The organism is Chromobacterium subtsugae (assembly GCF_035919665.1).
GTDB lineage: Bacteria > Pseudomonadota > Gammaproteobacteria > Burkholderiales > Chromobacteriaceae > Chromobacterium > Chromobacterium subtsugae.
In genome coordinates this window covers 1,817,806-1,840,493 of the sequence record NZ_CP142381.1, presented here as the reverse complement: position 1 = coordinate 1,840,493, position 22,688 = coordinate 1,817,806, and the positions used below count along the sequence as shown (strand labels likewise).

Here is a 22,688-nt window from a genome sequence, read left to right as displayed (position 1 = left end):
ATCCAACCTTTTTTGTAGAATGCTTGTTTCGACAATGCCAAAAAGAATCAATCGGATCCGCCGCCACCCCCACGGCAAGCCCATCCGCCGCCATCTGCAACTTCGTCATGACCCTCTGTTACCATAGAGCTTTCGTCGGCAGCTTGCGGCATGATTGAAACGAATTTCTGGATTTTGTTCTTGGCCGGTTTGCTCGGCGGCGGGCACTGCGTGGGGATGTGCGGCGGCATCGTCGCCGCGCTCACCCTGAACCACCCCGCCGGCCGGCGGCGCTGGCGCATTCTCGCCGGCTACAACCTGGGCCGGATCAGCAGCTACGCGCTGATCGGCGCGCTGCTGGGCGGCCTGGCCGCCGCCGGCCTCAGCCTGGCGGCCTCGCACCCGTTCCAGCTTGCCCTGTACGCGCTGGCCAACCTGCTGCTGGTGGCGATGGGGCTGTACCTGGCCGGCTGGTCTGCGGCGATAGGCTCGCTGGAGAAACTGGGCCAGCCGATATGGCGGCGGCTGCAGCCGCTGGTGGGCCGCATGCTGCCGATACGCGGCGCGCTGGGCGCCGCCGCGGTGGGCGCGGTGTGGGGCTGGCTGCCCTGCGGCCTAGTGTACAGCGCGTCGATTTCGGCGCTGGCCAGCGGTTCGGCCTGGCGCGGCGCCGGCCTGATGCTGGCCTTCGGCCTGGGCACCCTGCCCAATCTATTGCTGATGGGGGTGTTCGCCGACGGCCTGCGCCGCTGGATGCAACAACGCCCAGTGCGGCTGATTGCCGGACTGGGCGTGGCGGGACTGGGCGCGTACCGGCTGGCCGCGCTGCTTATCGGAACGATTTCATGATGGTGTCGACGTTGTAGCGCACCAGCTGCAAGTAGCTGGCGGCCGGGCCCTTGGGGCCGGACAGCGCGTCGGCGTACAACTGCCCGCCTATCTTCACCTTGGCTTCATTCGACAATTGCTGCAGCAGGCGCTTGTCGCTCATGTTTTCCATGAACACCGCGGTGACCTTTTCCTTGCGCACCTGGCGCGTCAGCTGCGCCACGCCCTTGGCCGAAGCCTCGGACTCGGTGCTGACGCCCTGGATCGCCAGCACCTTCAGCTGGTAGTGCTCCCCCATATAGCCGAAGGCGTCGTGCGAGGTCAGCATCTTGCGCTTGGCCGCCGGCACCGTGGCGAACTGCTTCTTCGCCCAGTCGTCCAGCGCCTGCACCTTGGCGGCGTAATCGGCGGCGCGGCGCTGGTACTCGGCCTTGCCGGCCGGGTCGGCCTGGATCAGGCCGGCGCTGATGTTCTTGATATAGGTTTGCACCCGCGACGGGTCATGCCAGGCATGCGGATCGACATCGCCGTGATCGTGGTCGTGCTCGCCTTCGGCATGCTCTTCCTCAGGCGCCTGGCGGGTCTGGATACCCTTGGACGCCACCACGGTCACGCCGCGGAAATTGGCCGCCTTGTCCAGCCGCGACATCCAGCCCTCCAGGCCCAGGCCGTTGACGACCAGCACCTTGGCAGCGGACACCTTCTTGATATCGGCCGGCGACGGCTGGAACACGTGCGCGTCCTGATCCGGGCCCACCAGCGACACCACCTCCACCCGGTCGCCGCCGATTTCGCGGGTCATGTCGGCGATGATGCTGAAACTCGCCACCACCGGCACCTTGGCCAGCGCGAACGCCGGCATGCCCAGCAACAGCAGGGCGCCAAACAGCTTCTTCATGCTTTTCCTCTCCTCAGGATTCCAGATGGCGGGCGCGGATATAGCGCGGCAAGGCGCCGCCCACCGGGGCAAACAGCAAAGACAGCAGATAGACCACGCCGGCCAGCAGGATGATGGCGGGTCCGGACGGCAATTCGAAGTGGTAGGACAACAGCAGGCCGCCCAGGCCGCTGAGGAAGGCGATGCCGACCGACAGCGCCAGCATGGCCTCGATGCGCTCGGTCCACAGCCGCGAGGTGATCGCCGGCAGCATCATCAGCCCCACCGCCATCAGCGTGCCCAGCGACTGGAAGCCGGCCACCAGGTTGAGCACCACCAGCATCAGGAACAACAGATGCCACCAGGCGCCGCGCGCGCCCACCGCGCGCAGGTAGACCGGGTCCAGGCTTTCCAGCAGCAGCGGCCGGTAGATGACGGCCAGCGTCAGCAGCGTCACCGAGGCCACGCCCGACACCAGATACAGCGCGGCGTTGTCCACCGCCAGCACCGAGCCGAACAGGATGTGCATCAGGTCGACATTACTGCCGCCCCGGGACACCAGCAGCACGCCCAGGGACAGCGACAGCAGGTAGAAGGCGGCGAAGCTGGCGTCTTCCTTGATGCTGGTGAAGCGGGTGGCCAGCCCGGCCAGCAGCGCCACCAGCACGCCGGCGACGAAGCCGCCCAGGCTCATCGCCGGCAGACTGAGGCCGGCGAACATGAAGCCGACCGCCGCGCCGGGCAGCACCGCGTGGCTCATCGCGTCGCCCATCAGGCTCATCCGGCGCATCACCAGGAACAGCCCGATGGGGCCGGAACCCAGCGCCAAGGCCAGGCAACCGGCCAGGGCGCGCCGCATGAAGGCGAATTCGACAAACGGCGAAACCAGTAGATCGTACAGATGTTGCATCAGGCGCTTACTCCATCCAGGCCGCAAACCGGCGCCTGGGCCTGCCAGTGGGCGGCGGTTTCCACCGCGCGCCGCAGATTGTCGTCAGTCAGGACCGCGGCGCTGTCGCCCCAGGCGATCACCTCGCGCGCCATCAGCAGCGTGTGCGGGAAATGCGCCCGCACCTGCAGCGCGTCGTGCAACACCGCGATCACGGTGCGCTTTTCGCCGCGCCACTGCGCGACCAGCCGCAGCAAATCCTCGGTGGTTTTGGCGTCCACCGCGTTGAAGGGCTCGTCCAGCAGGATCAATCTGGCGTCCTGCACCAGGATGCGGGCGAACAGCACGCGCTGGAACTGGCCGCTGGACAGCGCGGCGATCGGCCGCAACGCGAAATCGGCCAGCCCCACCTGCTCCAGCGCCTGCAGCGAGCGCTCCATGCCGGCGCGCCCCACCCGGCCGAACGGGCCGCTCTTGTGCCACAGCCCGGTGCCGACCAGCTCCAGCACGCTCACCGGCATGCTGCGGTCTATCTCGGCCTGCTGCGGCAAGTAGGCGATGTCGCTGCGGCGGTGGCCATTCAGGTCCACGCTGCCGGAATCCGGCGCCAGCGCGCCCACCATGGCCTTCAGCAGCGTGCTCTTGCCGGCGCCGTTGGGCCCGAAGATGGCGGTGGCGTCGCCGTCGGCGAAGCGGCCGCCGATATGGTGCACCGCCGGATGGCGCTGGTAGGACACCGTCAGATTGTTGAGGATGATGCTCATACCAGCTCCTGCAAGGCCCACCACACCAGCAGCCACAAGCCGGCCAGCGGCAGCAGGGTCAGCGCGACGCGCTGGCCGGCCGACATCGCCAGCAGGCTGAGCGGCGGCCGCAACGTGGCCGGGGTCAGGTGTTGATGTTCGTACCCATGGTCATGGCCATGCGAGTGCGATCCGCTCATTCCAGGCACTCCTTCAGCCAGGCTTCCACCTTGTCGGTCTCGAACGCCGGCGCGATCAGCTCGAAGCGGCTGTCGCGGCGCCAGGACACCTGGGCGGCGCCCCACTGTCCGGCGGCCCAGTTCAGCCACACCCAGCTGTCCAGCACGCGGAACACGCCCTTGGCGCGCGTGAGGCCCGGCACCTTGGCCGGCAGGTCGTCGAAGAAGCGGGTCAGGCGCTCGCCGTCGAAATTCAGTTCCGGGTCGAAAGTCCAGCCGGCCGACTGCCACGCGCTGCCATTGTCCGGCAGCGCCGCCGGACGGTAGCGCGGCTTGGCCGCCAGTTCGGCGTCCAGCCAGGACACGTCCAATTGGCCGTCCCTCACCTCGCCCACCCGCGACTTGGGCGGGAACAGCGCCGCCGCCTGCGCGCGGAAGGCCTCCATGGTCGGGATGTCGGCGGCGTCTATCTTGTTGGCCACCAGCACGTCGGCGATGGAGATCTGGTCGCGGTACAGCGGCTGGCGGTGATAGTCCGGCTGAATGAACTGGCGCGGGTCCACCAGCGTCAGCACCGCCGCCACTTCCAGCGCCTCGCCCAGCGGCTTGGCGCGCAATTCGTCGATGACGCCGGCGGCGTGGGCCAGGCCGCTGGCCTCGATCAGCAGGCGGTCGGGCTTTTCGCGACGCAGCAAGGTCGCCACGGTGGCGGTCATCTGCGGGCCGGCCACACAGCACAGGCAGCCGCCGGCGATCTCGGCCACCGCCAGCTCGTCGTTGAGCAAGGCGGCGCCGTCTATGCCGACTTCGCCGAACTCATTGACGATCACCGCCCACTTCTCGTGCTGCGGACGGTTGGCGATCAGGTGGCGCAGCGCGGTGGTCTTGCCCACGCCCAGAAAGCCGGTAAACAGATTGACTTTGGTCTTGTTCATGATTTTTTCAGGTTCAGGCGGCACAGGACTGGCAACGGCCGGCCAGCACCAGGTTTTGCGGGCTGAGCGTGAAACCGGCGGCCAGCGCCATGTCGCGCAGGCCCGCCAGCCCGCCGGCGGCGTCCACCTCGTTGACGCGGCCGCATTGCTCGCACACCAGGATCAGGCTTTCGTGCTGGCAGTCGAAGTGCTCGCACACGATGAAGCCGTTCAAGGCATCCACCTTGTGCAGCAGGCCGTGCTCCACCAGAAAGTCCAGCGCGCGATAGACGGTGGGCGGCGCGGCCGAGCCGCGCTGTTGCTGCAGGTCGGCCAGCACCTGGTAGGCCTTGACCACGCCGCGGCGGCTCAGCACCAGCTCCAGCACCTGGCGGCGCAATTCGGTCAGTTTGCTGCCGCGGCTGGCGCAATGGCGCTCGGCGGCGGCGAGATAGGCGGAGGAATCCATGGTGGGGGCCCGGCTGAATAATGGGCAATGTTACTGTATAACATCACCATTGCTCAACCATTTACATAATGCGGGTTTTGACGGTTTGCCCGCTGTGATAGGCTGCTGGCGTCGTTTTCATGCCAAAACAGGGGGAATTTCGATGAAAAAGATGTTGCTGGCTTCGCTGGCGCTGCTGCTGGCCGGCCAGGCGCTCGCCGCGGATCCGATCAGCCAGCGCAAGGACGCGCTCAAGCAATACAAGCCGGTGATCGGCGAGATGGGCAAGATGCTGAAAGGCGACACGCCCTACAACAAGGACGAGTTCGCCAAGCTGGCCGTCAAGCTGGAGCAGCTGTCGCAGCAGCCCTGGCAATACTTCCCGGCCGGCAGCGGCGCCGGCCGCACCGACGCGCGCCCGGAAATCTGGAGCAAGCCCGCCGACTGGCAAAAGGCGATCGAGCGGCACAAGGCCGCCACCGCCAATCTGAAGCAGACGGCGCAAGGCGGCGACCTCGCCGCGGTCCGCAAGGCCTTCGCCGACACCCAGCAAACCTGTAAAGCCTGCCACAAGGACTTCCGCAAGGACTGATCCGGCCGGGGCCGCCCACCCGGCCCCCATTTCCCGCCGTCATCGATATAATCGGCGTTCGGCGCCACGCGCCGCCGTCCGACAAGCTTAGCCACCGATTCGAGATGCCATGAACAAGACACTGACCGCGCTGCTGCTGGCAGCCATCGCCATTCCCGCCGCCCATGCCGACACGCCGGCCGAAATCCGCTCGCAGGCCTTCAAAAAAATGCTGCTGCAGTCGTTCGAGCCCATGGGCATGGCGGTGCGCGGGCGCGCGCCTTACGACAAGGCGAAGTTCGAGCAGCAGGCTGAGGCGATGAGAACGCTGGCCGCCGAGCCGTTCAAGCACTTCCCGGCCAACAGCATCACCGGCAAGAGCCGCGCCAAGCCGGAAGTCTGGAGCCAGGCCGCCAAATTCCAGGCCGACCGCGACGCCTTCCTGAAATCGGTCGACGAGCTGGCCGGCGCCGCCAAAGGCGGCGACCTCGGTTCGATCAAGAAAGCCTACGGCCAAGTGGCGCAAAACTGCAAAACCTGTCACGACGCCTTCCGCGGTCCGGAAAAATAAGCGCCCCGCGCATGTAAAGAATAAAGCCGGCACTCGCCGGCTTTGTCGTTTTCCCCGCCCGGTTTCAGCGCAGCAGCGCGAAATACAGCCCGCCGGCCGACAGCAACAAGGCAGCCAGCGCCAGCGCGCCATGGGCGAAACGCAGCCTGGGCTTCTCCCCGGCCATATGCTTGTAGCCGGTCAGCATCGGCTTCACCAGATTCTGCTTCTTCACCACCCGGTAAACCACGATGGCGGCGATATGCAGCGCCACCAGGCCCAGCAGGCCGTTGAACAGCAGCTTGTGCAAGCCGGTGGCGGCCTCCGCCGCGCCGGTGTCCACATGCTTGGCCAGCGGGCCATCGTACAGATAACTGTCCACGTCGGCGGCGAACAGGCCGGTCAGCACCTGCGCGGCCAGCGCCAGCAGCATCGCCACCACCATCCAGCCGCCCAGCGGGTTGTGGCCGGGCGCCTCGCGCTCCGGCAATTCGCCCCGCAGATAGCGCAAGATGGCGCGCGGACCGCGCACGAAGCTGGAGAAACGCGCGGTCTGGCTGCCGATGACGCCCCAGATCAAGCGGAACATCAGCAGCGACGCCAACGCCACGCCGCAATAGATATGGTATTGCAGCCAATCGCCGCCCTGCTCGGCGCAAAACCACATCGCCGCGAACAACAAAACCAGCGTCCAGTGAAACAAGCGCGTCGGCGCATCCCACACCTTGACCTGCTGCGACATTCTTAACCCTTTCCCTATCCCGGATATCCATCCATTTTGCCGCATCCCCGCCCGGACACCAAGATGCCGCCCCGCCATTTCAGCAATAAAATGGGCAATCCGCCGCCATGTGGCCGCAAATTCGGTTAAGATGAATTCCCCACTCCAGCCTGGCGACGCCGTCGTCCCGCTGGAGCCGTTTTTTTCCGACGCCGCCCGCGGCGTCTTTCACCGTGTTGGAGACTCAGTCAAATGACGCAAACCGCCCTTCTTCAGGATCTGGAGGCCCGTGGCCTCATCGCGCAAACCACCGATATGGCCGCGCTGCAGGCACTGCTGAACAAGGAAACGGTTACGCTTTATTGCGGCTTCGACCCAACCGCCGACAGTCTGCACATCGGCAGCCTGGTGCCCATCCTGATGCTGAAGCGCTTCCAGCAGGCCGGCCACCGCCCGGTGGCGCTGGTCGGCGGCGCCACCGGCATGATAGGCGACCCCAGCTTCAAGGCCACCGAGCGCAAGCTGAACACCCCGGACATCATCGAGAGCTGGGTGGAGAAGATCCGCGCCCAGGTCGCGCCCTTCCTCAGCTTCGAAGGCGACAACGCCGCGCTGATGGCCAACAACTACGACTGGTTTGGCGGCATGGGCGCGCTGGAGTTCCTGCGCGACATCGGCAAGCACTTCTCGGTCAACGCGATGATCAAGAAAGAGGCGGTGCAACAGCGCATCGCCCGCGAAGACCAGGGCATTTCCTACACCGAGTTCTCCTACAGCCTGCTGCAAGGCTACGACTTCTCCGAGCTGAACCGCCGCCTGGACTGCAAGCTGCAGATCGGCGGCTCCGACCAGTGGGGCAACATCACCGCCGGCACCGATCTCACCCGCCGCTTGAACCAGGCCCAGGTGTTCGGCCTGACCATGCCGCTGGTGACCAAGTCCGACGGCACCAAGTTCGGCAAGACCGAATCCGGCACCATCTGGCTGGACGCGAAGAAGACCTCGCCCTACGCCTTCTACCAGTTCTGGCTGTCCACCGCCGACGCCGACGTGTACAAGTTCCTGCGCTACTTCAGCTTCCTGTCGGTGGACGAGATCGCCGCCATCGAACAAGCTGACAAGAACCGCGACGGCAAACCGGAAGGCCAGCGCATCCTGGCCGAACAGGTCACCGCGCTGGTGCACGGCCAGGCCGCGCTGGAAGCGGCGCAGCGCATCACCCACAGCCTGTTCAGCAACGACCTGTCCAGCCTGACCGCCGACGACTTCGCCCAGCTGGCGCAGGACGGCCTGCCCTGCGTCAAGCTGGACGCCGGCCACAGCGGCCTGGTGGACGCGCTGGCCGCCGCCGGACTCGCCAAGTCCAAAACCGAGGCCCGCACCTTCATCCAGAGCGGCGCGGTCAGCGTCAACGGCGCCAAGGCGGACAGCATCGAGCTTGAAATCGGCCAGGACCAGCGCCTGTTCGGCCGCTACACGCTGCTCAAGCGCGGCAAGAAACTGTACGCGCTGGCCGACTGGCAATAAGCCGCCGCGGCAAAACCAAAGCCCGTCCGGATGGACGGGCTTTTTTGTTTGCGGCAGGCTCAGGCGACGCTGAAGGCGTCCCCGGTGGCGAAGAAAGCGCCGCCGGCGATGTAATGCACGCTGCGCCTGGCCGGATCGTCGTCGAAATGCCAATGGCCGGCGCTGAACAGCGCATCATCGGCCTGGGCGGCGACGACTTCGCCGATGAACAGATCGTATTGCGACTGGTTGCGCGGCTCCGGCACCACCTTGCACTCCAGGTAGCCTATGCAGCCCGCCACCAACGGCGCGCCGACCTTGCGCGCCGGCAACGGCTCCAGCCCGCTGGCGGCGAATTTGTCCAGCTCATGGCCGCTCTCGCTTCCCACCCGCACCACCTGCGCCGCCTGGGCGCGGCATGGGATATTCAGCACGAATTCGCCGCTGGCCTCGATCAGCTCGCGGCTGTAGGTGGACTTGTCCACCACCACCAGCACCTTGGGCGGATCGAAATCCAGCGGCATCGCCCAGGCAGCCGCCATCACGTTCCGCTTGCCTCCCGCCGCGCTGCTCACCAGCACGGTGGGGCCATGGTTCAGCAAACGATAGGCCTTGGCCAGTTCCACGTCCGCCAGCATGTTGGTCTCCCTTGCGCAAAACAGCCATTCTAGCAGCTGCGGCTCAATGCAGCGCCGGCGCCTCCAAATGGCATAACCGGTGCTGCAGGCGCGCGTCCCGCGCCAGGATGTCCTCGAACAGCCGGCTGCGCGCGGCGATGTGATGGCCGGCGCGCCAGTCCTTCAGCAAGGCGAGCCCCAGCTCGAAATACTGCGGATCGATCTGGCACAGGCGGCGCAAATCGAAAGGCGCGCCCAGTTGCAAGTCCACGGCCAGCTGCAGCAAGACTTTGGTTTGTTCTTGGTCCACGCGCTGCGCCAGCAGCAGCCGTATCTTTTTCGCTGCGTTCACGCCGATTCCATGATTAAAATGGCATAAAAATTTAGCATGGAATACATATTCGCGTAACTAACTCTTCACGATGGTCATATAACAAAAAAAGGCCCGGGCTTTCGCCGGGCCAGTTTGCCATTATCCTCAAGCACAAAGACAGAGGAGATGTCATCGTGATGACAATCGCGTTATAGACAACTTCGTGCTGCGCTGCAAGATCGAATGTCAGAAAATATACATCGCCCCGCTGCCCAGGCTGTTGCTGCTGCCGGCGAAGCCTATGTAGACGTTGCGGCCGTAGAAGAACGGCAAACCCCAATCGAAATCGCCGCTCAGGCTGCCGGTCATTGGCGCGCCTATGCTGGGGAAAGCCGCGTAGTTGCTGCTAGTGAGCACTTGGGCGCTGATCAGGCTGAAATTGACCGTGCTGCTGCTGCCGCCGCTCGACAAGGTGGCGCTCAGATTGAGCTGAGAACCCGGGCAGAACCAAGTGCCGCCGCCCACCGTGCAGGTAGCGATGCTGCTGTCGGTGAAGTACAGAATGTTGGATCCGCTGTCGAGGAAGCTAGGGTAAGTCTGCCCCTTGTAGACGCCGGTGATGGTGAAACCGTCGCTGGAGACGGGATAAGCCTTGACCCCCGACGCGATAGCGTTGTTGGACTGGGTGCCGATGCCGAAAATCAGGGATCCCTGCGCCGTCGCCTGCCCAGTCACCGGAATGGCGGGCAGTTGCAGCAACACGCCGTTGTTGTCGGCGGCGAAGCTGGCCACCGGATTCGCCACCTGCTGCGCGACCGGCACGGTGCCGGGCTGGCAGGTCAGCGCGGTGGCGCAAAGGTAATAAAATCCGTTGTTGGCGTTGCCGGCGCAATCGCTGCCGCAATCCTGCCGGTTCAAGCCCACGCCGATGATGCCGTTTGCCCCCAGCCCGGCGAGGTTTCCTTCATTGCTCCCCACGCTGGAACAGCTGGCAGGCACCGTGGTGTAAACCGGATCGGAGACCAGCTGGATCGGCACCGAACTGGCCACCTCGCCCGCCATCTTCACATCGGCCACATTGACCGCCCCCCAAGTGTAGCCATCGGCGAACTGGGCGCACTCCACCACCTGCTTGCCATTCACCTGCTGGCTGCCCAGAGCGCTGCGCAGCCCGCTGCCCAGCACCGAGGACAACACCCGCAAACCGCTGGAACCGGTATCCACCAGCACATGGTCTATGGTCTGGCAGTTGCTGGCGCTGCCGGGCGCGCACACGGTCACCGACACATAGGGGATGTTCAGCTGTCCCTGGGCGCCGCTTGGCCCGGTATCGACAGTCATCGCGACGCTATTGGACGTGCTGCTGCCGTTGCTGCCATTCGAAATGGCCCCGCCGCCGCCGCCTCCTCCCCCGCAGCCGCCCAACACCAGCGCCAGCGCGAACCAACCCGCAAGCATCTTGTTCATATCGCCCCCTTATTTGAGCTGATCCGGCGTCACGCCGGCAGGCAACAGCGCGCTGTCGTAAGCGAAGCCTTTGAACGCGCCCATCCGCCCATGCGAGCTCACCACGAAGCTGCCGACCTGCCCCCGCATCACATTGAGACCGTTGCGGTTGGCCAGCTGGGCCTGCCGATAGGCGGGGAAATAGCTGCCGAGCAGTTGCTGCAGATCCGGCAGGCTGCCGCCGCTCCAGGCGACTGCGAATACCGTGCCGTCGGCGGCGGCGTATTGCTTGATCAGCCGCCCGGCGGCGTCCTGGCTCTGCTGCACGCTGAAGGCGCCGCCAGCCGGCGCGAGCGCGGTCATCTGCTTGCCGCCGCTCGCGGCCTGCGCGGCATCTAGCTTCTGCCCCAGCTCCGCGCGGGCCAGGAGCGGCGCGGCGAGCAATAGCAACAAAATTTTCGAAGATGCCTTCATCATCTTGTTTTCCTCCGGAGTCTGGCGACGGCAACCGCCACTCGGCATCGCCATGGCATGTTTTCGGGCACATAACACTTTCAGCATACAAGATCGCCGGCGCGACATCCCACGCCAACATGTTAATAAAAAAGCGGGAGGCCAAGGCCTCCCGCATCCCCTCGTTCAGCCGCCCGGACAATCCCGGCTCGGCCTCACATCTCAAACCTTTCGCATCAATAGGTTAACTCGTCATGCCGGGTTTCCACCCACTGTCCAGCGCCCAGCGACAACATTAACAAAGCCACGCGCTCATGCACGATCACCGTGTGGGTGTTGCCGGAAAACTGCATGTAGCGGCGCAGATCGTCGCGCACCTTGCGCGAGCCGGTGACGTCGATGATGATGTCGACCCGCTCGCCCTGCTCCGCGATCTCGATGAAATTGTCGGTGACCGCCACGCCGCGCTCCTTGGCCAGCAATACGCCGGGCAGCTGCAAATCCAGATCCGCCACTCCCACCATCTCCACAAATGGCGCATCCAGCAGCTGCTTCAGCAAAGGCGTGCCCGTCTCTCCCACTCCAACCATGCCGATTCTGAATTTTTGCATATATACCCCGCCTGTCCATTTATGCCTGTCGTATAACCGTCGTCACTCTAGATCAAGGCTTGCGAACCGGATTTGAGGCAGGTCAAACCATCGCCGCCCAAAATGAAACGGCCCGGCATGGGCCGGGCCTGGTTTCGGGAATGGCTGCGGGGATTCAGTGCAGGTTCTGCTGCGACAGGAAGCGCAGATAGCCCAGCCCTTCCAGCCAGAAGCCGCCGTCCGCCAGCGGCGTGGCGTCAGTCAGGTCGGCCACGGTCAACACCAGCTCCTGGCCATCCAGATTCGCTTCCAGCACCACGTCGTCGTCGTCGGAAAATTCTTCGGAAACCGCATGGAAGTCCGGCTTGACGAACTGGTTGTTGACCTGAATGTAGTCGGACTCATTCAGCATACGCAGGATGTTCATGATGGCCTCCTTTTGCTGCGGTGGGAACAAGGTCAAACGGACAGTTACGCTTCACAGGCTCCGTTCCGGATGGCCGCACTGTCAGACCGCCATCCCATCGACAACCCGCATCTACAGCCAACCGCGTTCGGCAAACGATTCCGCGTGTCCACCGGTCACCACGAAGTGATCCAGCAACTTGATATCGACCAATGCCAGCGCGCGCTTGAGGGTATCGGTCAACACCCTGTCCGCAGTCGACGGCTCGCTCACCCCGGACGGATGATTGTGCGCGACGATCACCGCCGCCGCGTTGTGCCGCAAAGCCCGGCGCAACACCTCGCGCGGATACACCCTGGTTTCGGTCAGCGTCCCCTTGAATACTTCTTCGACCTCGATCAGATGGTTTTGTGCCGTCAAGAATATCACGACAAATATTTCCACCTCGCGCCGCCCTATGCTCAGCCTCAGGTAGTCCCTGACCTGCTCCGGGCTGGACAGCGCGTCGCCCATCCGCATCGACTCCGACAAGGCCCGCCGCGCCAGCTCGGTGCAGGCCATCAGCTGCGCGTACTTGGCTTCGCCCAGGCCCGGCATGGACTTGAACTCCGGCAGCGAGGCGGTCAACAGCCGCGACAAGGAGCCGAAATCCTGCAACAGGCGCCGCGCCAGCTCCACCGCGCTGACGCCCTTGATGCCGGTGCGCAGGAAAATCGCCAGCAACTCGGAATCGTTCAGGGAACCGGCGCCTTGCTGCAGCAGCTTCTCGCGCGGACGCTCGGATTCGGGCCAACTGGCAATCGACATTGCGCATCCTCCCTCTGGCTATAGCATTGTTTGTGCCTGCAGGCCAACAAGATAGAAACAGGCAATGACATTAACATGCCACAATCTGCCAACGCCAGAACCATCCCGCCGCCAAATCCGCTAAAATGGCCAGTTTACGGCTGCTTTGCGAAGACATAACGATGACTGCCAAACGCATTCTTCTCGGCATCAGCGGCGGCATCGCCGCCTATAAATCGGCCGAACTGACCCGGCTGCTGGTCAAGGCAGGCCACCAGGTGGAAGTGGTGATGACCGAATCGGCCACCCGCTTCGTGACGCCAGCCACCTTCCAGGCGCTGTCCGGCAACACGGTCTACACCGATCTATGGGATCCGCGCCCCAGCAACGCGATGGCGCATATCGAGCTGTCCCGCCGCGCCGACGTCTTCCTGATCGCGCCGGCCACCGCCAACTTGCTGTTCAAGCTGGCGCACGGCGCCTGCGACGACCTGATCTCCACGCTGGCCGCCGCCCGCGCCTGCCCGCTGATCGTCGCGCCGGCGATGAACCTACAGATGTGGCAGAATCCGCCCAACCAGCGCAACGTCGCGCAGCTGCGCGCCGACGGCGTCGCCGTGTTCGGCCCCGGCAACGGCGCGCAAGCCTGCGGCGAAACCGGCGACGGCCGCATGCTGGAACCGCACGAAATCTTCGAGCTGCTGCAAGGCGTCTTCGCCGAGAAAACGCTGGCCGGCAGAAAAGTGCTGCTGACCGCCGGCCCGACTTACGAAGCCATCGACACCGTGCGCGGCATCACCAACATCAGCTCCGGCAAGATGGGCTACGCGCTGGCGCGCGCCTGCCGCGACGCCGGCGCCGAAGTGACGCTGGTATCCGGTCCTACCAGCCTGGCCGCGCCGCTGAACGTGCGCCGCGTCGACGTGGCAAGCGCCGCCGAAATGCAGCAGGCGGTGTTGACGGAAGTCGGCCGCAGCGACATCTTCATCAGCGTCGCCGCCGTCGCCGACTACCGGGTGAGAAACCGCAGCGAGCACAAGATCAAGAAAGGCGCTTCGGTCCCCGTCATAGAACTGGAAGAAAACCCAGACATCCTGGCCACCGTCGCATCCTTGCCGGCCGCGCCGTTCTGCGTCGGCTTCGCCGCCGAAAGCCAGAACCTGCTGGAGTTCGCCGAGGCCAAGCGCCGGCGCAAGAAACTGCCGCTGCTGGTGGCCAATCTGGCCCAGCAGGCGATGGGCGCCGACGACAACCAGGTGGTGCTGCTGGACGACGCCGGCGAGCACCCGCTGCCCAATATGCCCAAGGACGAGGTGGCCGCCGCCATCGTCCGCCATCTGGCCGCCCTGCTGGGCCGGCGCTGAAGAATCAACCATCGGGCGGCCTCCGCGCCGCCCCGCATCACAAGGAAACACCATGCAAGCCCAAATCGACGTCAAGATCCTGGACGCGCGCCTGCGCGACAACCTGCCCGCCTACGCCACCCCAGGCTCGGCCGGCCTGGATCTGCGCGCCGCCACCGAAGAGACGATGACCATCCAGCCGGGCGAAACCAAGCTGATCCCGACCGGCATCGCCATCCACCTGGACAACCCCGGCCTCGCCGCCATGCTGCTGCCGCGCTCCGGCCTTGGCCACAAGCACGGCATCGTGCTGGGCAATCTGGTGGGCCTGATCGATTCCGACTACCAGGGCCAGATATTCGTGTCGGTATGGAACCGCGGCCAAGAGCCGTTCCGCCTGGAGCCGATGGAGCGCATCGCCCAGATGGTGATCGTGCCGGTGGTGCAGGTGGGCTTCAATCTCGTCGACGACTTCGCGGCATCCGACCGCGGCGCTGGCGGCTTCGGCAGCACCGGCCGCGGCTGAGTCCGTCCGATCGCGCCCGCCCGCCGGCGGGCGCTTGCCTATAATCGGGAAAGCGAGGGCGCATGGCCGGATGGGCCGTCCGCCGCCCCTGGAGCCTCCCGATGACGCAGACACCGCTTCCGGATCAGACCGAAAGCAAACTGATACTCGACAGCCTGGTCGAGCTGACGTCGCAGCGCGAACAGGATATGCTGGAGTCCAGCCTGCTCTCCACCCTGGTGGAGGTCATGCGCGTCGACCGAGTGGAGCTGTTCTCCTGCCGCTGGGTCAACAACGCTCCCTATATCCGCCGCCGGCTGGAGGCCCGCTCCGGCGCCGGCAAGCCGGACATCCGCGAAACCAGCGCCGACAGCTGGCAGCCGCCGCCGGTTTTTCTTTACGAGCTGCTCGACCAGCGGGACCGCGGCGACGGCATCCACCGCGTTCCCGGCGGCATGTGCCTGCCGCTGCGCTGCATGGGCAGCATCACCTCGCTGGTGATCATCCACGCCGCCGGCGACGCCAAGATCAACCGCGCCATGCTCAAGGCGATGGCGCGGATACACGAGAACTTCCTGCGCGTGCTGTTCGAGGCCGACCGCGACATGCTGACCGCGCTGCACAACCGCCGCAAGTTCGACCAGCGCATCTACGGCCTGATCGCCGCGCTGCAACACCCGCAAGCCCCGCCTGACCCTTGCGTGCTGGCCCTGCTGGACGTCGATCTGTTCAAGCGGGTCAACGACCTTTACGGCCACATGGTCGGCGATGAGGTGCTATTGCTGCTCGCGCAGCTGATGCAGCAAAGCTTCGGCGAGGACGACGGCCTGTTCCGCTATGGCGGCGAGGAATTCGCGCTGCTGCTGCAGGCGCCGGATCTCGAGCAGGCGGAAGCGGCGCTGGAGCGCTTTCGCCAGCGGGTGGCCCTGCATGTGTTTCCCCAGGTCAAAAATCTCACCATCAGCATAGGCTACACCCGCGTCAACCCTGCCCAGTTGCCGGGCCAGTTGGTGGAGCAAGCCGACCGCGCGCTGTACTACGCCAAGAGCCACGGCCGCGATCAGGTCCGCAGCTACGAGAAGCTGGTGGCGGACGGCTCGCTGGCCGCGCCGCAGGCCGGCGGCGAAATCGACGTGTTCTGAAGGCCGGACGCCGCGGCGCCCGGCCCCGTCAACCGTCAGGGCAGCTGGACGATGCGGTTCAGCGGCGGCGCATCCACCCGCGCCCGCGCCTGGAAGTAATCCACCAGCACATCGACATCCACGCCGCCGCCCACCCGGTTCGCCCCCTGGGTCAGCACGGTGAAGCCATCGCCGCCGCCGGCGATGAAATTATTCACCTGCACCCGGTAGACCTGCCGCGGATCCACCGCCAGCCCGTTGATGCGGATGCTGGCGATGTCGACCTTGCTGCCGGCCGGCGCGGACTGGCTCCAGGCGTAGCTGAAGCCGGCCGACACCTGCAGCATCTTGGGCTGGGCCGGGTTGCTCCACTGCTGCTCCAGCAATTGGTCGATCTGCTGGCCGGTCAGGTCCATCGTCATCATGGTGTTGCCGAAGGGCTGAACCGTGTAGAGCTGCTTGTAGCTGACGCTGCCGTCGCCCCCCGACAGAATGTCCGCCCGCACGCCGCCCGGGTTCATAAAGGCCGCCAGCGCGCCCTGCGCCTGGCCGGCCGCCAATTGCGCGTCGGCCACCACATCGCCCAGCGTGGTTTCCCCGGCGGCGTTGGAGGCGCGGGTCAGCGGGCCGGACGCCTGTCCCACCACCTTGTTGGCGATAGGCGCCACCAAGGCCTGATAGGTCTGGATCAGGCTGGCGACGTCCGCGCGCGGCGCGATGTCCTGGCTCACCACCCGGTTGGCCGCCTGGATCGAGCCGGGGACAAAGCCCTTGGTCGCCGGGTCCAGCTTGAAGTCTATCTCGGTGAACAGTTGGCCATAGTTCTTGGCGCTGGTAACCCGCCGGCCGTCTATCACGCAGTTGTAGGCCTGGTGTGTATGGCCGGTCACGACCAAGCCCACCGCCTTGTCCAGCTTCTTGACGATGTCGACGATGGGGCCGGAGATGCCGTTGCAGTCGTTGAAGCTGCCGCTTTGATAGCCGCCTTCATGCACCACCACCACCACAGCGGACACGCCCTGCGCCTTCAGCTTGGGCACCAGCGCGTTGACGGTGTCGGCCTCGTCCTGGAAGCTCAGGCCCTGAATGCCGGTGGGCGACACGATTTCCGGCGTGCCCTTCAGCGTCATGCCGATAAAGGCCACCGGGATATTGCCGTAGCGCTTGATCTCATAGGCCGGAAACAGCGTGCCGCCATCGGATTTGCGCACATTGGCGGCCAAAAACTTGAACTTGGCGCCGGCGAACTTGCCGCCGTTCCGGCAGGTGGTGCTGGAGCCGGGCTTGCAACCGCCGTTTTGCATCCGCAGCAGTTCCTCCTGGCCGTCGTCGAATTCGTGGTTGCCCACCGCGTTGATGTCCAGTCCCAGCAGGTTCATCGCCTCTATCGTCGGCTCGTCGTGGAACAGGCCGGACACCAGCGGGCTCGCCCCTATCAGGTCGCCGGCCGATACCACCACGGTATTGGGCGACTTGTCGCGCAGCGACTTCACCCAGGCCGCCAGGTAGTCGGCGCCGCCGGCGCTCACCTTGATGGTTTTGCCGGGATTGGCCGGGTCCGGCACCGACAAGGCGCCGGGCGTTTCCAGATTGCCGTGGAAATCGTTGAAGGCGATCAGCTTGACCGCCACCGCGGGCTGGCGCTGCTGATTATTGTTTTCGCCTCGTCCTCCCACGGAAGAAGAGTCCGACATGCAGGCGGCCAGCGCCAGGCTGACGCTCAGGCACAGGCTCAGCGGAATCAGTTTCATTGACTTGCTCCATTGTTATGTTGGCGTCCCGCACGGGCCGCTGCCACGGACCGCATGCGGGGCCTGCCAACATACACAAGTCGAATGAAATTTAATAAACGGTTTTCATAAAATTCAGAAATTAAATTCTGAAAAATATCCTTTTCACAACAAAATTCCGAAATGAAAAACGCCGCGAGCAAGCTCGCGGCGTTTGGCGCTTCCGGCCTCGCGGCCGGAAATCCGTTTGGCCGATCAGGCCAGCAGGTGGTTGTTCAGCTCGCGCATGCCGGCGGACAGCATCGCCAGGTCCAGCGCGCTGAACGATTGCAGCTCGGCGAACATCTGGCCGCACACTTCCACCGCCGCGTGCTGCTTCTCCAGCCACTGCACCGCGAAGGTTTCCGTCGCCGCGCCATCCAGCAGAGCCTGGCGCGCCAGGTTGCGGTGCACGCGGTACAAGTCGTCGCGCAGCGCCGAGCGCGCCAGCGACTGCCAGCGGTTGTCGCGCGGCAGGCTGGTGATGGCGTCGCGCAGCCAGTCCAGCTGCAGCGTGCTGCCCAGCTGGAAGTAGTTGGCGGCCACCTGTTCCAGGGTCAGCTTGCTGCCCTCGCTGATTTCGATGATGTCCATCAGCGGCACGGCGAACTCCAGGCGCGCCAGCACCTGGGTCAGCGCCTGCGGCAGATTGGCATGGGCGATGCGCTGTTCCAGCGCCGCCACCGCCGGGTAGCGTTCCGACGGCACCAGCTTGGGCAGCTGGGCCAGCAGGCCCTGCACCTTGGCAGCGTACTGTTCGATCACGGCGTTGACCGAGCCGAACGGACGCTTGTTGCGCAGCACCCAGCGGGTGACGCGCTCCACCAGCGTGCGCACCAGCACCATCAGCTGCATCTGCTGATCGGCCGGCACCTTGTTGTCCAGCGCCTCGATCTGGCCCCACAGGCTTTCCGCGTCGAACACGCGGCTGGCGATCCACCATGCGCGGGAGATGTCTGCCGCGGAGAACGGCGACTCTTCCTGCATGCGGAACACGAAGGTGGTACCCATGCGGTTGATGATCTGGTTGGCCAGCTGGTTGGAGATGATCTCGCGGCGCAGCTGATGCTGTTCCATCTGCTTGCCGAAGCGCTGTTGCAGCGGTTTCGGGAAGTAGTTGACCAGCACCGGCAGGAAGTCGCGGTCATCCGGCAGATCGGTGGCCAGGATGGCCTGGTCCAGCGAGATCTTGCTGTAAGCCAGCAGCACCGCGATCTCCGGCACGGTCAGGCCCTGGCGGGCCAGGCGGCGCTCGTTGATCTGGGTTTCAGACGGCAGATACTCGATCTCGCGGTTCAGCTCGCCGGTCTTTTCCATGTGCGCGATCATGCGCGCATGGGTGGTCAGCATCGCCGCCGACTCCTGGCGCTTGATGGCCAGGATCTGGGTCTGCAGCACGTTGTTGCGCAGCACCAGGTGGCCCACCTCCTCGGTCATCTCGGCCAGCAGCTCGTTGCGCTGCTTCAGCGTCATGTCGCCTGCCTGCATCACCGCGCCCAGCAAGATCTTGATGTTGACCTCGTGGTCGGAGCAGTCGACGCCGGCGGAGTTGTCGATGGCGTCGGTGGCGATGCGGCCGCCGGCCAGCGCGAATTCGACGCGGCCCAGCTGGGTGCACGTCAGGTTGCCGCCTTCGGCGACCACGCGGGCCTGCAGCTGGTTGCCGTTGACGCGCACCGGATCGCAAGCGCGGTCGCGGGCGTCAGCGTGGCTCTGCGTCGATGCCTTGACGTAGGTGCCGATGCCGCCGTTGTACAGCAGGTCGATCTTGGCCTTGAGGATCTCATGGATCAGCTCGTTCGGCGCCATCTGGTCCTTGTCGGTTTCCAGCCACGCCTTCACTTCCGGCGACAGCGGGATGGACTTGGCCGAGCGCTCGAAAATGCCGCCGCCTTTGGAGATCAGCTCGCGGTTGTAGTCGGACCAGCTGGAGCGCGGCAGATTGAACAGGCGCGCGCGCTCGGCGAAGCTCTTCTTCGCGTTCGGCGTCGGGTCCAGGAAGATGTGCAGGTGGTTGAACGCCGCCTTCAGGCAGATGTGCTCGGACAGCAGCATGCCGTTGCCGAACACGTCGCCGGCCATGTCGCCGATGCCGATCACGGTGAAATCCTGCTCCTGGGTGTTGACGCCCAGGTGGCGGAAGTGGCGCTTCACCGATTCCCACGCGCCGCGGGCGGTGATGCCCATGCCCTTGTGGTCGTAGCCGGCGGAGCCGCCGGAGGCGAAAGCGTCGCCCAGCCAGAAGCCGTAGGCTTCCGAGATGCCGTTGGCGATGTCGGAGAAGGTCGCGGTGCCCTTGTCGGCGGCCACCACCAGATACGGATCGTCCGGATCCAGGCGGCGCACGTCCTTAGGCGGAATGATCTGGCCGGTCACCAGGTTGTCGGTGACGTCCAGCAGCGCCGAGATGAAGATCTTGTAGCAGGCGATGCCCTCGGCCAGGAAGGCCTCGCGGTCGGACGGCGCCGGCAGTTGCTTGCCGACGAAGCCGCCCTTGGAGCCCATCGGCACGATCACCGAGTTCTTCACCATCTGCGCCTTGACGAGACCCAGCACTTCGGTGCGGAAGTCTTCCATCCGGTCGGACCAGCGCAGGCCGCCGCGCGCCACCTTGGAGCCGCGCAGGTGCACGCCTTCGACGCGCGGGCTGTACACCCAGATTTCAAACAGCGGACGCGGCTGCGGCAGGAACGGAATCTGGTTCGATTCCAGCTTGAACGAAATGTAGGATTTGAACTCGCCGTCGGCGCCCTTCTGCCAGAAATTGGTGCGGCGGGTGGCCAGAATCACAGCCAGGAAGCCGTTCAGGATGCGGTCTTCGTCCAGGTTGGCCACGCCGTCCAGCATGCCGCGCACGGCGGCCAGCAACAGTTCGGCCTTGTCGTCGTCGAAGCCGGCCGGATCCAGGCGGGCATAGAACAGCTCAACCAGGCTGCGGGTGATGGCCGGATAGTTGGCCACGCACTGCTCGATATAGGCCTGGCTGAAGGTCAGGCCGCCCTGGCGCAGGTATTTGGCCAGCGCGCGCACCAGCGAAATCTCGCGCCAATCCAGCGCCGCCACCAGCGCCAGACGGTTGAAGCCGTCGTTTTCGCAACGCCTGGCGAAGACTTGGGCCAGCAACTCCTGGAAGTCATGCTGCACCTGGTCCTGGGCCATCTGCTCGCCGAAGCCGCCGACATCCAGGCCGAAGTCGCTGATCCATACCTGGGAGCCGTCGCCGCGCTTCACGCAGTACGGGTGCTCGTCGCGCACCTTGACGCCCATGTTTTCCAGGATGGGCAGGCTGGCGGACAGGCCCATCGGCTCGCTCTCGCGGAACAGCTTCAGGTTGAACGCCGCGCCGCCGCGGTGGAAGGGGCGGTACAGCTTCATCGCCAACGGCTGGCTGGCGTCGATGGCCTCCAGATGCTGCACGTCCAGCACCGCGTTGCGCACCGCGAATTCTTCGCGGTAAGCCAGCGGGAAGCCGTCTTTATAGCGGTTGAACAGGCCGTTGCCGCGCTCTTCGCCATGAGCTTCCACCAGTTGCTGGTGCAGCTCTTCGCTCCAACCGCGCACCAGGCGCGCGATTTCGGCCTCGATGTCGGCGGTGTGGAATTCCGGCAGCTTGGCGGCCGCGGTGCGGATGATGTAGTGGACGCGGGCCAGGGTGCCGTCGCCGATCTGCACGCTGAATTCGGCGCTGCTGCCGTTGAAGGCGTTCATCAGCACTTTTTCGATCTTCAGCCGCACTTCGGTGCTGAAGCTGTCGCGCGGCACGTAGACCAGGCTGCTGACATAACGGTGGTAGCGGTCGGCGCGCACGAACAGGCGCACGCGCGGGCGCTCCTGCAGGCTGACGATGCCTTCGGCGATCGGTCCCAGCACTTCGGCCGGAATCTCGAACAGCTCGTCGCGCGGGTAGCTTTCCAGCACGAAGCCCAAGGTCTTGGCCTTGTAGCTGTCGTCGACGAAGTCGCAGCCCTTGATCACCGCGCCAACTTTCTGGCGCAGGATGGGCACGTCCTTCGGCGACATCTGGTAGGCGCTGGCGGTATACAGGCCGAGGAAACGGCGCTCGCCTATCACTTCGCCCTTGTCGTTGAAGCGCTTGATGCCGACGAAGTCGACATAGGCCGGGCGGTGGATGATGGAGCGGGTCTGCGATTTGTTCAGGATGATCAGTTGCGGCAGGTGCGCGAGCTCGCGCAGCTCCTGCGGCAGCTGTTCGAAGCTGGCGGAATACTCTTTGTCGCCCTGGTCCTGCAGGATGCCCAGGCCGGATTTCTTGACGATCTTCAGGCTGTCCTTGCCGTCGCGCTTGACCAGGTCGTAGTCGCAATAGCCCATGAACAGGAAGTTGCGGCCGGCCATCCACTCCAGGAAGGCCACGGCCTCCTTGGCTTCGACAGCGCGCTCGCCCTTCAGCTTGGCGAGGTCCTTGCCAATGCCGGCCAGCACTTCGCGCATTTTCGGCTCATCGCTGACCACCAGGCGGATGTCAGCCATCACTCGCTTGAGGTCGGCTTCCAGCTGTTGCAGCAGCGCCGCGTCGCTGATGCGGTCGATCTGCACATGGATCAGCGATTCCAGCGGCAAGCTGCGGTCTTCGGTGCGCTTGATTTCTTGCAGCGCGCCGCTCTTGTCGCGGCCCACCGCCAGCACCGGGTGCACCAACAGGTGCAGGTTGAGGTTGTAGCGCGACAGCAGCATGGAGATCGAATCGATCAGGAACGGCATGTCGTCGTTCACCACTTCGATCACCGTGTGGGTGCTTTGCCAGCCGTCGCGTTCGAAATCGGGGTTGTAGATGCGGCACTTGACCTGTCCGGCAGAGCGTTTGCCGGCGAACTCGTAATGCGCCATCGCTGCGCCGAACAGATCGAGCGAGGAGAACTGCCGCAGGTCGGCGTGTTCGGTCTCTTCGAAGTAGATCGGGAAGAAGGCGGCGAGTTGTTGGGTCTCCTTGGTAGAAAGCTTGCTCTCGGCTACGGCCTGAATATCTGCGATCAGGCTTGCCAGTTCGGTCTTGTTGGTAAGCGACATTTAGCTTCTCTTGTTGTGAGCAGGGAGGTTGTCGGGGCATTGTAGATAGCACTACCCGCCCGGGATTTCCTTAATGCGACATGGTCTTACATAAAAATGGTAAGCC

23 protein-coding genes are annotated in these 22,688 nt (G+C 64.8%); 7 read left to right on the top strand and 16 right to left on the bottom strand.

Annotation, left to right across the window (positions count from 1 at the left end; genetic code table 11):
- The first annotated feature begins 150 nt into the window (after positions 1-150).
- Positions 151-828 carry a sulfite exporter TauE/SafE family protein gene (locus U6115_RS09110; RefSeq protein ID WP_043579866.1) on the top strand — a complete coding sequence of 226 codons (678 nt, stop codon included), beginning with the start codon at positions 151-153 and terminating at the stop codon, positions 826-828.
- On the opposite strand, the gene U6115_RS09105 is transcribed toward U6115_RS09110, so the two are convergent.
- Genes U6115_RS09105 through U6115_RS09080 form a run of 6 tightly spaced genes read right to left on the bottom strand, consistent with a single transcriptional unit; the run spans position 809 to position 4,878 of the window.
- Positions 809-1,705: a metal ABC transporter substrate-binding protein gene (locus tag U6115_RS09105; RefSeq protein WP_043579868.1), complete on the bottom strand. Its 897-nt coding sequence runs from the start codon at positions 1,703-1,705 to the stop codon at positions 809-811. The two genes, U6115_RS09110 and U6115_RS09105, sit on opposite strands and share 20 nt — an antisense overlap.
- Positions 1,706-1,718: 13 nt before the next feature.
- On the bottom strand, positions 1,719-2,594 hold the full coding sequence (locus U6115_RS09100) for a metal ABC transporter permease (RefSeq protein ID WP_043579870.1): 876 nt from the start codon (positions 2,592-2,594) through the stop codon (positions 1,719-1,721).
- The gene (locus U6115_RS09095; RefSeq protein WP_043579872.1) at positions 2,594-3,337 is read right to left on the bottom strand and encodes a metal ABC transporter ATP-binding protein; all 744 of its coding nucleotides are present in this window, start codon (positions 3,335-3,337) and stop codon (positions 2,594-2,596) included. The genes U6115_RS09100 and U6115_RS09095 overlap by 1 nt, the downstream gene beginning before the upstream one ends.
- On the bottom strand, positions 3,334-3,516 hold the full coding sequence (locus tag U6115_RS09090; protein ID WP_043579874.1) for a hypothetical protein: 183 nt from the start codon (positions 3,514-3,516) through the stop codon (positions 3,334-3,336). The genes U6115_RS09095 and U6115_RS09090 overlap by 4 nt, the downstream gene beginning before the upstream one ends.
- Positions 3,513-4,430 carry a CobW family GTP-binding protein gene (locus U6115_RS09085; RefSeq protein WP_043579876.1) on the bottom strand — a complete coding sequence of 306 codons (918 nt, stop codon included), beginning with the start codon at positions 4,428-4,430 and terminating at the stop codon, positions 3,513-3,515. The genes U6115_RS09090 and U6115_RS09085 overlap by 4 nt, the downstream gene beginning before the upstream one ends.
- A gap of 13 nt (positions 4,431-4,443) precedes the next feature.
- Positions 4,444-4,878, bottom strand: coding sequence for a Fur family transcriptional regulator (locus U6115_RS09080; protein ID WP_043579878.1), 435 nt, complete (start codon positions 4,876-4,878; stop codon positions 4,444-4,446).
- Positions 4,879-5,020: 142 nt separating this feature from the next.
- Between U6115_RS09080 and U6115_RS09075 the strand changes: the two genes are divergently transcribed.
- Both U6115_RS09075 and U6115_RS09070 read left to right on the top strand, forming a co-directional pair.
- Positions 5,021-5,449 carry a c-type cytochrome gene (locus U6115_RS09075; protein WP_043579880.1) on the top strand — a complete coding sequence of 143 codons (429 nt, stop codon included), beginning with the start codon at positions 5,021-5,023 and terminating at the stop codon, positions 5,447-5,449.
- A 109-nt stretch (positions 5,450-5,558) separates the two neighbouring features.
- Positions 5,559-5,999 (top strand): c-type cytochrome, encoded by a 441-nt coding sequence (locus U6115_RS09070; protein ID WP_043579882.1) that lies wholly within the window; start codon positions 5,559-5,561, stop codon positions 5,997-5,999.
- 64 nt (positions 6,000-6,063) lie between these two features.
- Here the strand turns inward: U6115_RS09070 and U6115_RS09065 are convergent, their stop codons facing one another.
- Complete coding sequence (locus U6115_RS09065; protein ID WP_043579884.1) at positions 6,064-6,720, bottom strand: cytochrome b/b6 domain-containing protein; 657 nt, start codon at positions 6,718-6,720, stop codon at positions 6,064-6,066.
- A 231-nt stretch (positions 6,721-6,951) separates the two neighbouring features.
- Here U6115_RS09065 and tyrS point away from each other — a divergent pair, with 231 nt between their 5' ends.
- Positions 6,952-8,226, top strand: coding sequence for a tyrosine--tRNA ligase (gene tyrS, locus U6115_RS09060; RefSeq protein ID WP_043579886.1), 1,275 nt, complete (start codon positions 6,952-6,954; stop codon positions 8,224-8,226).
- A gap of 59 nt (positions 8,227-8,285) precedes the next feature.
- On the opposite strand, the gene U6115_RS09055 is transcribed toward tyrS, so the two are convergent.
- The 7 genes from U6115_RS09055 to radC form a co-directional block, all read right to left on the bottom strand.
- The gene (locus tag U6115_RS09055) at positions 8,286-8,843 is read right to left on the bottom strand and encodes a flavin reductase family protein (RefSeq protein ID WP_043579888.1); all 558 of its coding nucleotides are present in this window, start codon (positions 8,841-8,843) and stop codon (positions 8,286-8,288) included.
- A 43-nt stretch (positions 8,844-8,886) separates the two neighbouring features.
- Entirely contained in the window at positions 8,887-9,174 is a 288-nt protein-coding gene (locus tag U6115_RS09050) for a hypothetical protein (RefSeq protein ID WP_052258348.1), read from the bottom strand.
- A 207-nt stretch (positions 9,175-9,381) separates the two neighbouring features.
- Positions 9,382-10,602 carry a DUF3443 domain-containing protein gene (locus U6115_RS09045; RefSeq protein ID WP_052258351.1) on the bottom strand — a complete coding sequence of 407 codons (1,221 nt, stop codon included), beginning with the start codon at positions 10,600-10,602 and terminating at the stop codon, positions 9,382-9,384.
- Positions 10,603-10,611: 9 nt separating this feature from the next.
- Positions 10,612-11,058, bottom strand: a complete 447-nt coding sequence (locus U6115_RS09040) for a DUF2844 domain-containing protein (protein ID WP_047237512.1) — start codon at positions 11,056-11,058, stop codon at positions 10,612-10,614.
- Positions 11,059-11,270: 212 nt separating this feature from the next.
- Complete coding sequence (locus U6115_RS09035; protein WP_043579890.1) at positions 11,271-11,645, bottom strand: oxidoreductase; 375 nt, start codon at positions 11,643-11,645, stop codon at positions 11,271-11,273.
- A 154-nt stretch (positions 11,646-11,799) separates the two neighbouring features.
- Positions 11,800-12,051: a hypothetical protein gene (locus U6115_RS09030; RefSeq protein WP_043579893.1), complete on the bottom strand. Its 252-nt coding sequence runs from the start codon at positions 12,049-12,051 to the stop codon at positions 11,800-11,802.
- A gap of 111 nt (positions 12,052-12,162) precedes the next feature.
- Positions 12,163-12,837, bottom strand: a complete 675-nt coding sequence (gene radC / locus U6115_RS09025; protein ID WP_043579895.1) for a RadC family protein — start codon at positions 12,835-12,837, stop codon at positions 12,163-12,165.
- Positions 12,838-12,998: 161 nt separating this feature from the next.
- Between radC and coaBC the strand changes: the two genes are divergently transcribed.
- From coaBC to U6115_RS09010, 3 genes are all read left to right on the top strand, one after another.
- Positions 12,999-14,180 carry a bifunctional phosphopantothenoylcysteine decarboxylase/phosphopantothenate--cysteine ligase CoaBC gene (coaBC, locus tag U6115_RS09020; RefSeq protein ID WP_043579897.1) on the top strand — a complete coding sequence of 394 codons (1,182 nt, stop codon included), beginning with the start codon at positions 12,999-13,001 and terminating at the stop codon, positions 14,178-14,180.
- 52 nt (positions 14,181-14,232) lie between these two features.
- Entirely contained in the window at positions 14,233-14,685 is a 453-nt protein-coding gene (gene dut / locus U6115_RS09015) for a dUTP diphosphatase (protein WP_043579898.1), read from the top strand.
- Positions 14,686-14,786: 101 nt separating this feature from the next.
- Positions 14,787-15,806, top strand: a complete 1,020-nt coding sequence (locus U6115_RS09010; RefSeq protein ID WP_043579900.1) for a GGDEF domain-containing protein — start codon at positions 14,787-14,789, stop codon at positions 15,804-15,806.
- Positions 15,807-15,841: 35 nt separating this feature from the next.
- Here U6115_RS09010 and U6115_RS09005 read toward each other — a convergent pair whose 3' ends face one another.
- Both U6115_RS09005 and U6115_RS09000 read right to left on the bottom strand, forming a co-directional pair.
- A complete protein-coding gene (locus U6115_RS09005) occupies positions 15,842-17,536 on the bottom strand; it encodes a bifunctional metallophosphatase/5'-nucleotidase (RefSeq protein WP_043579902.1) in 1,695 nt (564 codons plus the stop codon).
- Positions 17,537-17,770: 234 nt separating this feature from the next.
- Entirely contained in the window at positions 17,771-22,582 is a 4,812-nt protein-coding gene (locus U6115_RS09000) for an NAD-glutamate dehydrogenase (RefSeq protein WP_043579904.1), read from the bottom strand.
- Positions 22,583-22,688 lie beyond the last annotated feature (106 nt).

Coding starts and splice junctions, on each gene's coding strand:
- U6115_RS09110 (WP_043579866.1), top strand. CDS start 151: ATGATTGAAACGAATTTCTGGATTTTGTTCTTGGCCGGTTTGCTCGGC.
- U6115_RS09105 (WP_043579868.1), bottom strand. CDS start 1,705: ATGAAGAAGCTGTTTGGCGCCCTGCTGTTGCTGGGCATGCCGGCGTTC.
- U6115_RS09100 (WP_043579870.1), bottom strand. CDS start 2,594: ATGCAACATCTGTACGATCTACTGGTTTCGCCGTTTGTCGAATTCGCC.
- U6115_RS09095 (WP_043579872.1), bottom strand. CDS start 3,337: ATGAGCATCATCCTCAACAATCTGACGGTGTCCTACCAGCGCCATCCG.
- U6115_RS09090 (WP_043579874.1), bottom strand. CDS start 3,516: ATGAGCGGATCGCACTCGCATGGCCATGACCATGGGTACGAACATCAA.
- U6115_RS09085 (WP_043579876.1), bottom strand. CDS start 4,430: ATGAACAAGACCAAAGTCAATCTGTTTACCGGCTTTCTGGGCGTGGGC.
- U6115_RS09080 (WP_043579878.1), bottom strand. CDS start 4,878: ATGGATTCCTCCGCCTATCTCGCCGCCGCCGAGCGCCATTGCGCCAGC.
- U6115_RS09075 (WP_043579880.1), top strand. CDS start 5,021: ATGAAAAAGATGTTGCTGGCTTCGCTGGCGCTGCTGCTGGCCGGCCAG.
- U6115_RS09070 (WP_043579882.1), top strand. CDS start 5,559: ATGAACAAGACACTGACCGCGCTGCTGCTGGCAGCCATCGCCATTCCC.
- U6115_RS09065 (WP_043579884.1), bottom strand. CDS start 6,720: ATGTCGCAGCAGGTCAAGGTGTGGGATGCGCCGACGCGCTTGTTTCAC.
- tyrS (WP_043579886.1), top strand. CDS start 6,952: ATGACGCAAACCGCCCTTCTTCAGGATCTGGAGGCCCGTGGCCTCATC.
- U6115_RS09055 (WP_043579888.1), bottom strand. CDS start 8,843: ATGCTGGCGGACGTGGAACTGGCCAAGGCCTATCGTTTGCTGAACCAT.
- U6115_RS09045 (WP_052258351.1), bottom strand. CDS start 10,602: ATGAACAAGATGCTTGCGGGTTGGTTCGCGCTGGCGCTGGTGTTGGGC.
- U6115_RS09040 (WP_047237512.1), bottom strand. CDS start 11,058: ATGATGAAGGCATCTTCGAAAATTTTGTTGCTATTGCTCGCCGCGCCG.
- U6115_RS09035 (WP_043579890.1), bottom strand. CDS start 11,645: ATGCAAAAATTCAGAATCGGCATGGTTGGAGTGGGAGAGACGGGCACG.
- U6115_RS09030 (WP_043579893.1), bottom strand. CDS start 12,051: ATGAACATCCTGCGTATGCTGAATGAGTCCGACTACATTCAGGTCAAC.
- radC (WP_043579895.1), bottom strand. CDS start 12,837: ATGTCGATTGCCAGTTGGCCCGAATCCGAGCGTCCGCGCGAGAAGCTG.
- coaBC (WP_043579897.1), top strand. CDS start 12,999: ATGACTGCCAAACGCATTCTTCTCGGCATCAGCGGCGGCATCGCCGCC.
- dut (WP_043579898.1), top strand. CDS start 14,233: ATGCAAGCCCAAATCGACGTCAAGATCCTGGACGCGCGCCTGCGCGAC.
- U6115_RS09010 (WP_043579900.1), top strand. CDS start 14,787: ATGACGCAGACACCGCTTCCGGATCAGACCGAAAGCAAACTGATACTC.
- U6115_RS09005 (WP_043579902.1), bottom strand. CDS start 17,536: ATGAAACTGATTCCGCTGAGCCTGTGCCTGAGCGTCAGCCTGGCGCTG.
- U6115_RS09000 (WP_043579904.1), bottom strand. CDS start 22,582: ATGTCGCTTACCAACAAGACCGAACTGGCAAGCCTGATCGCAGATATT.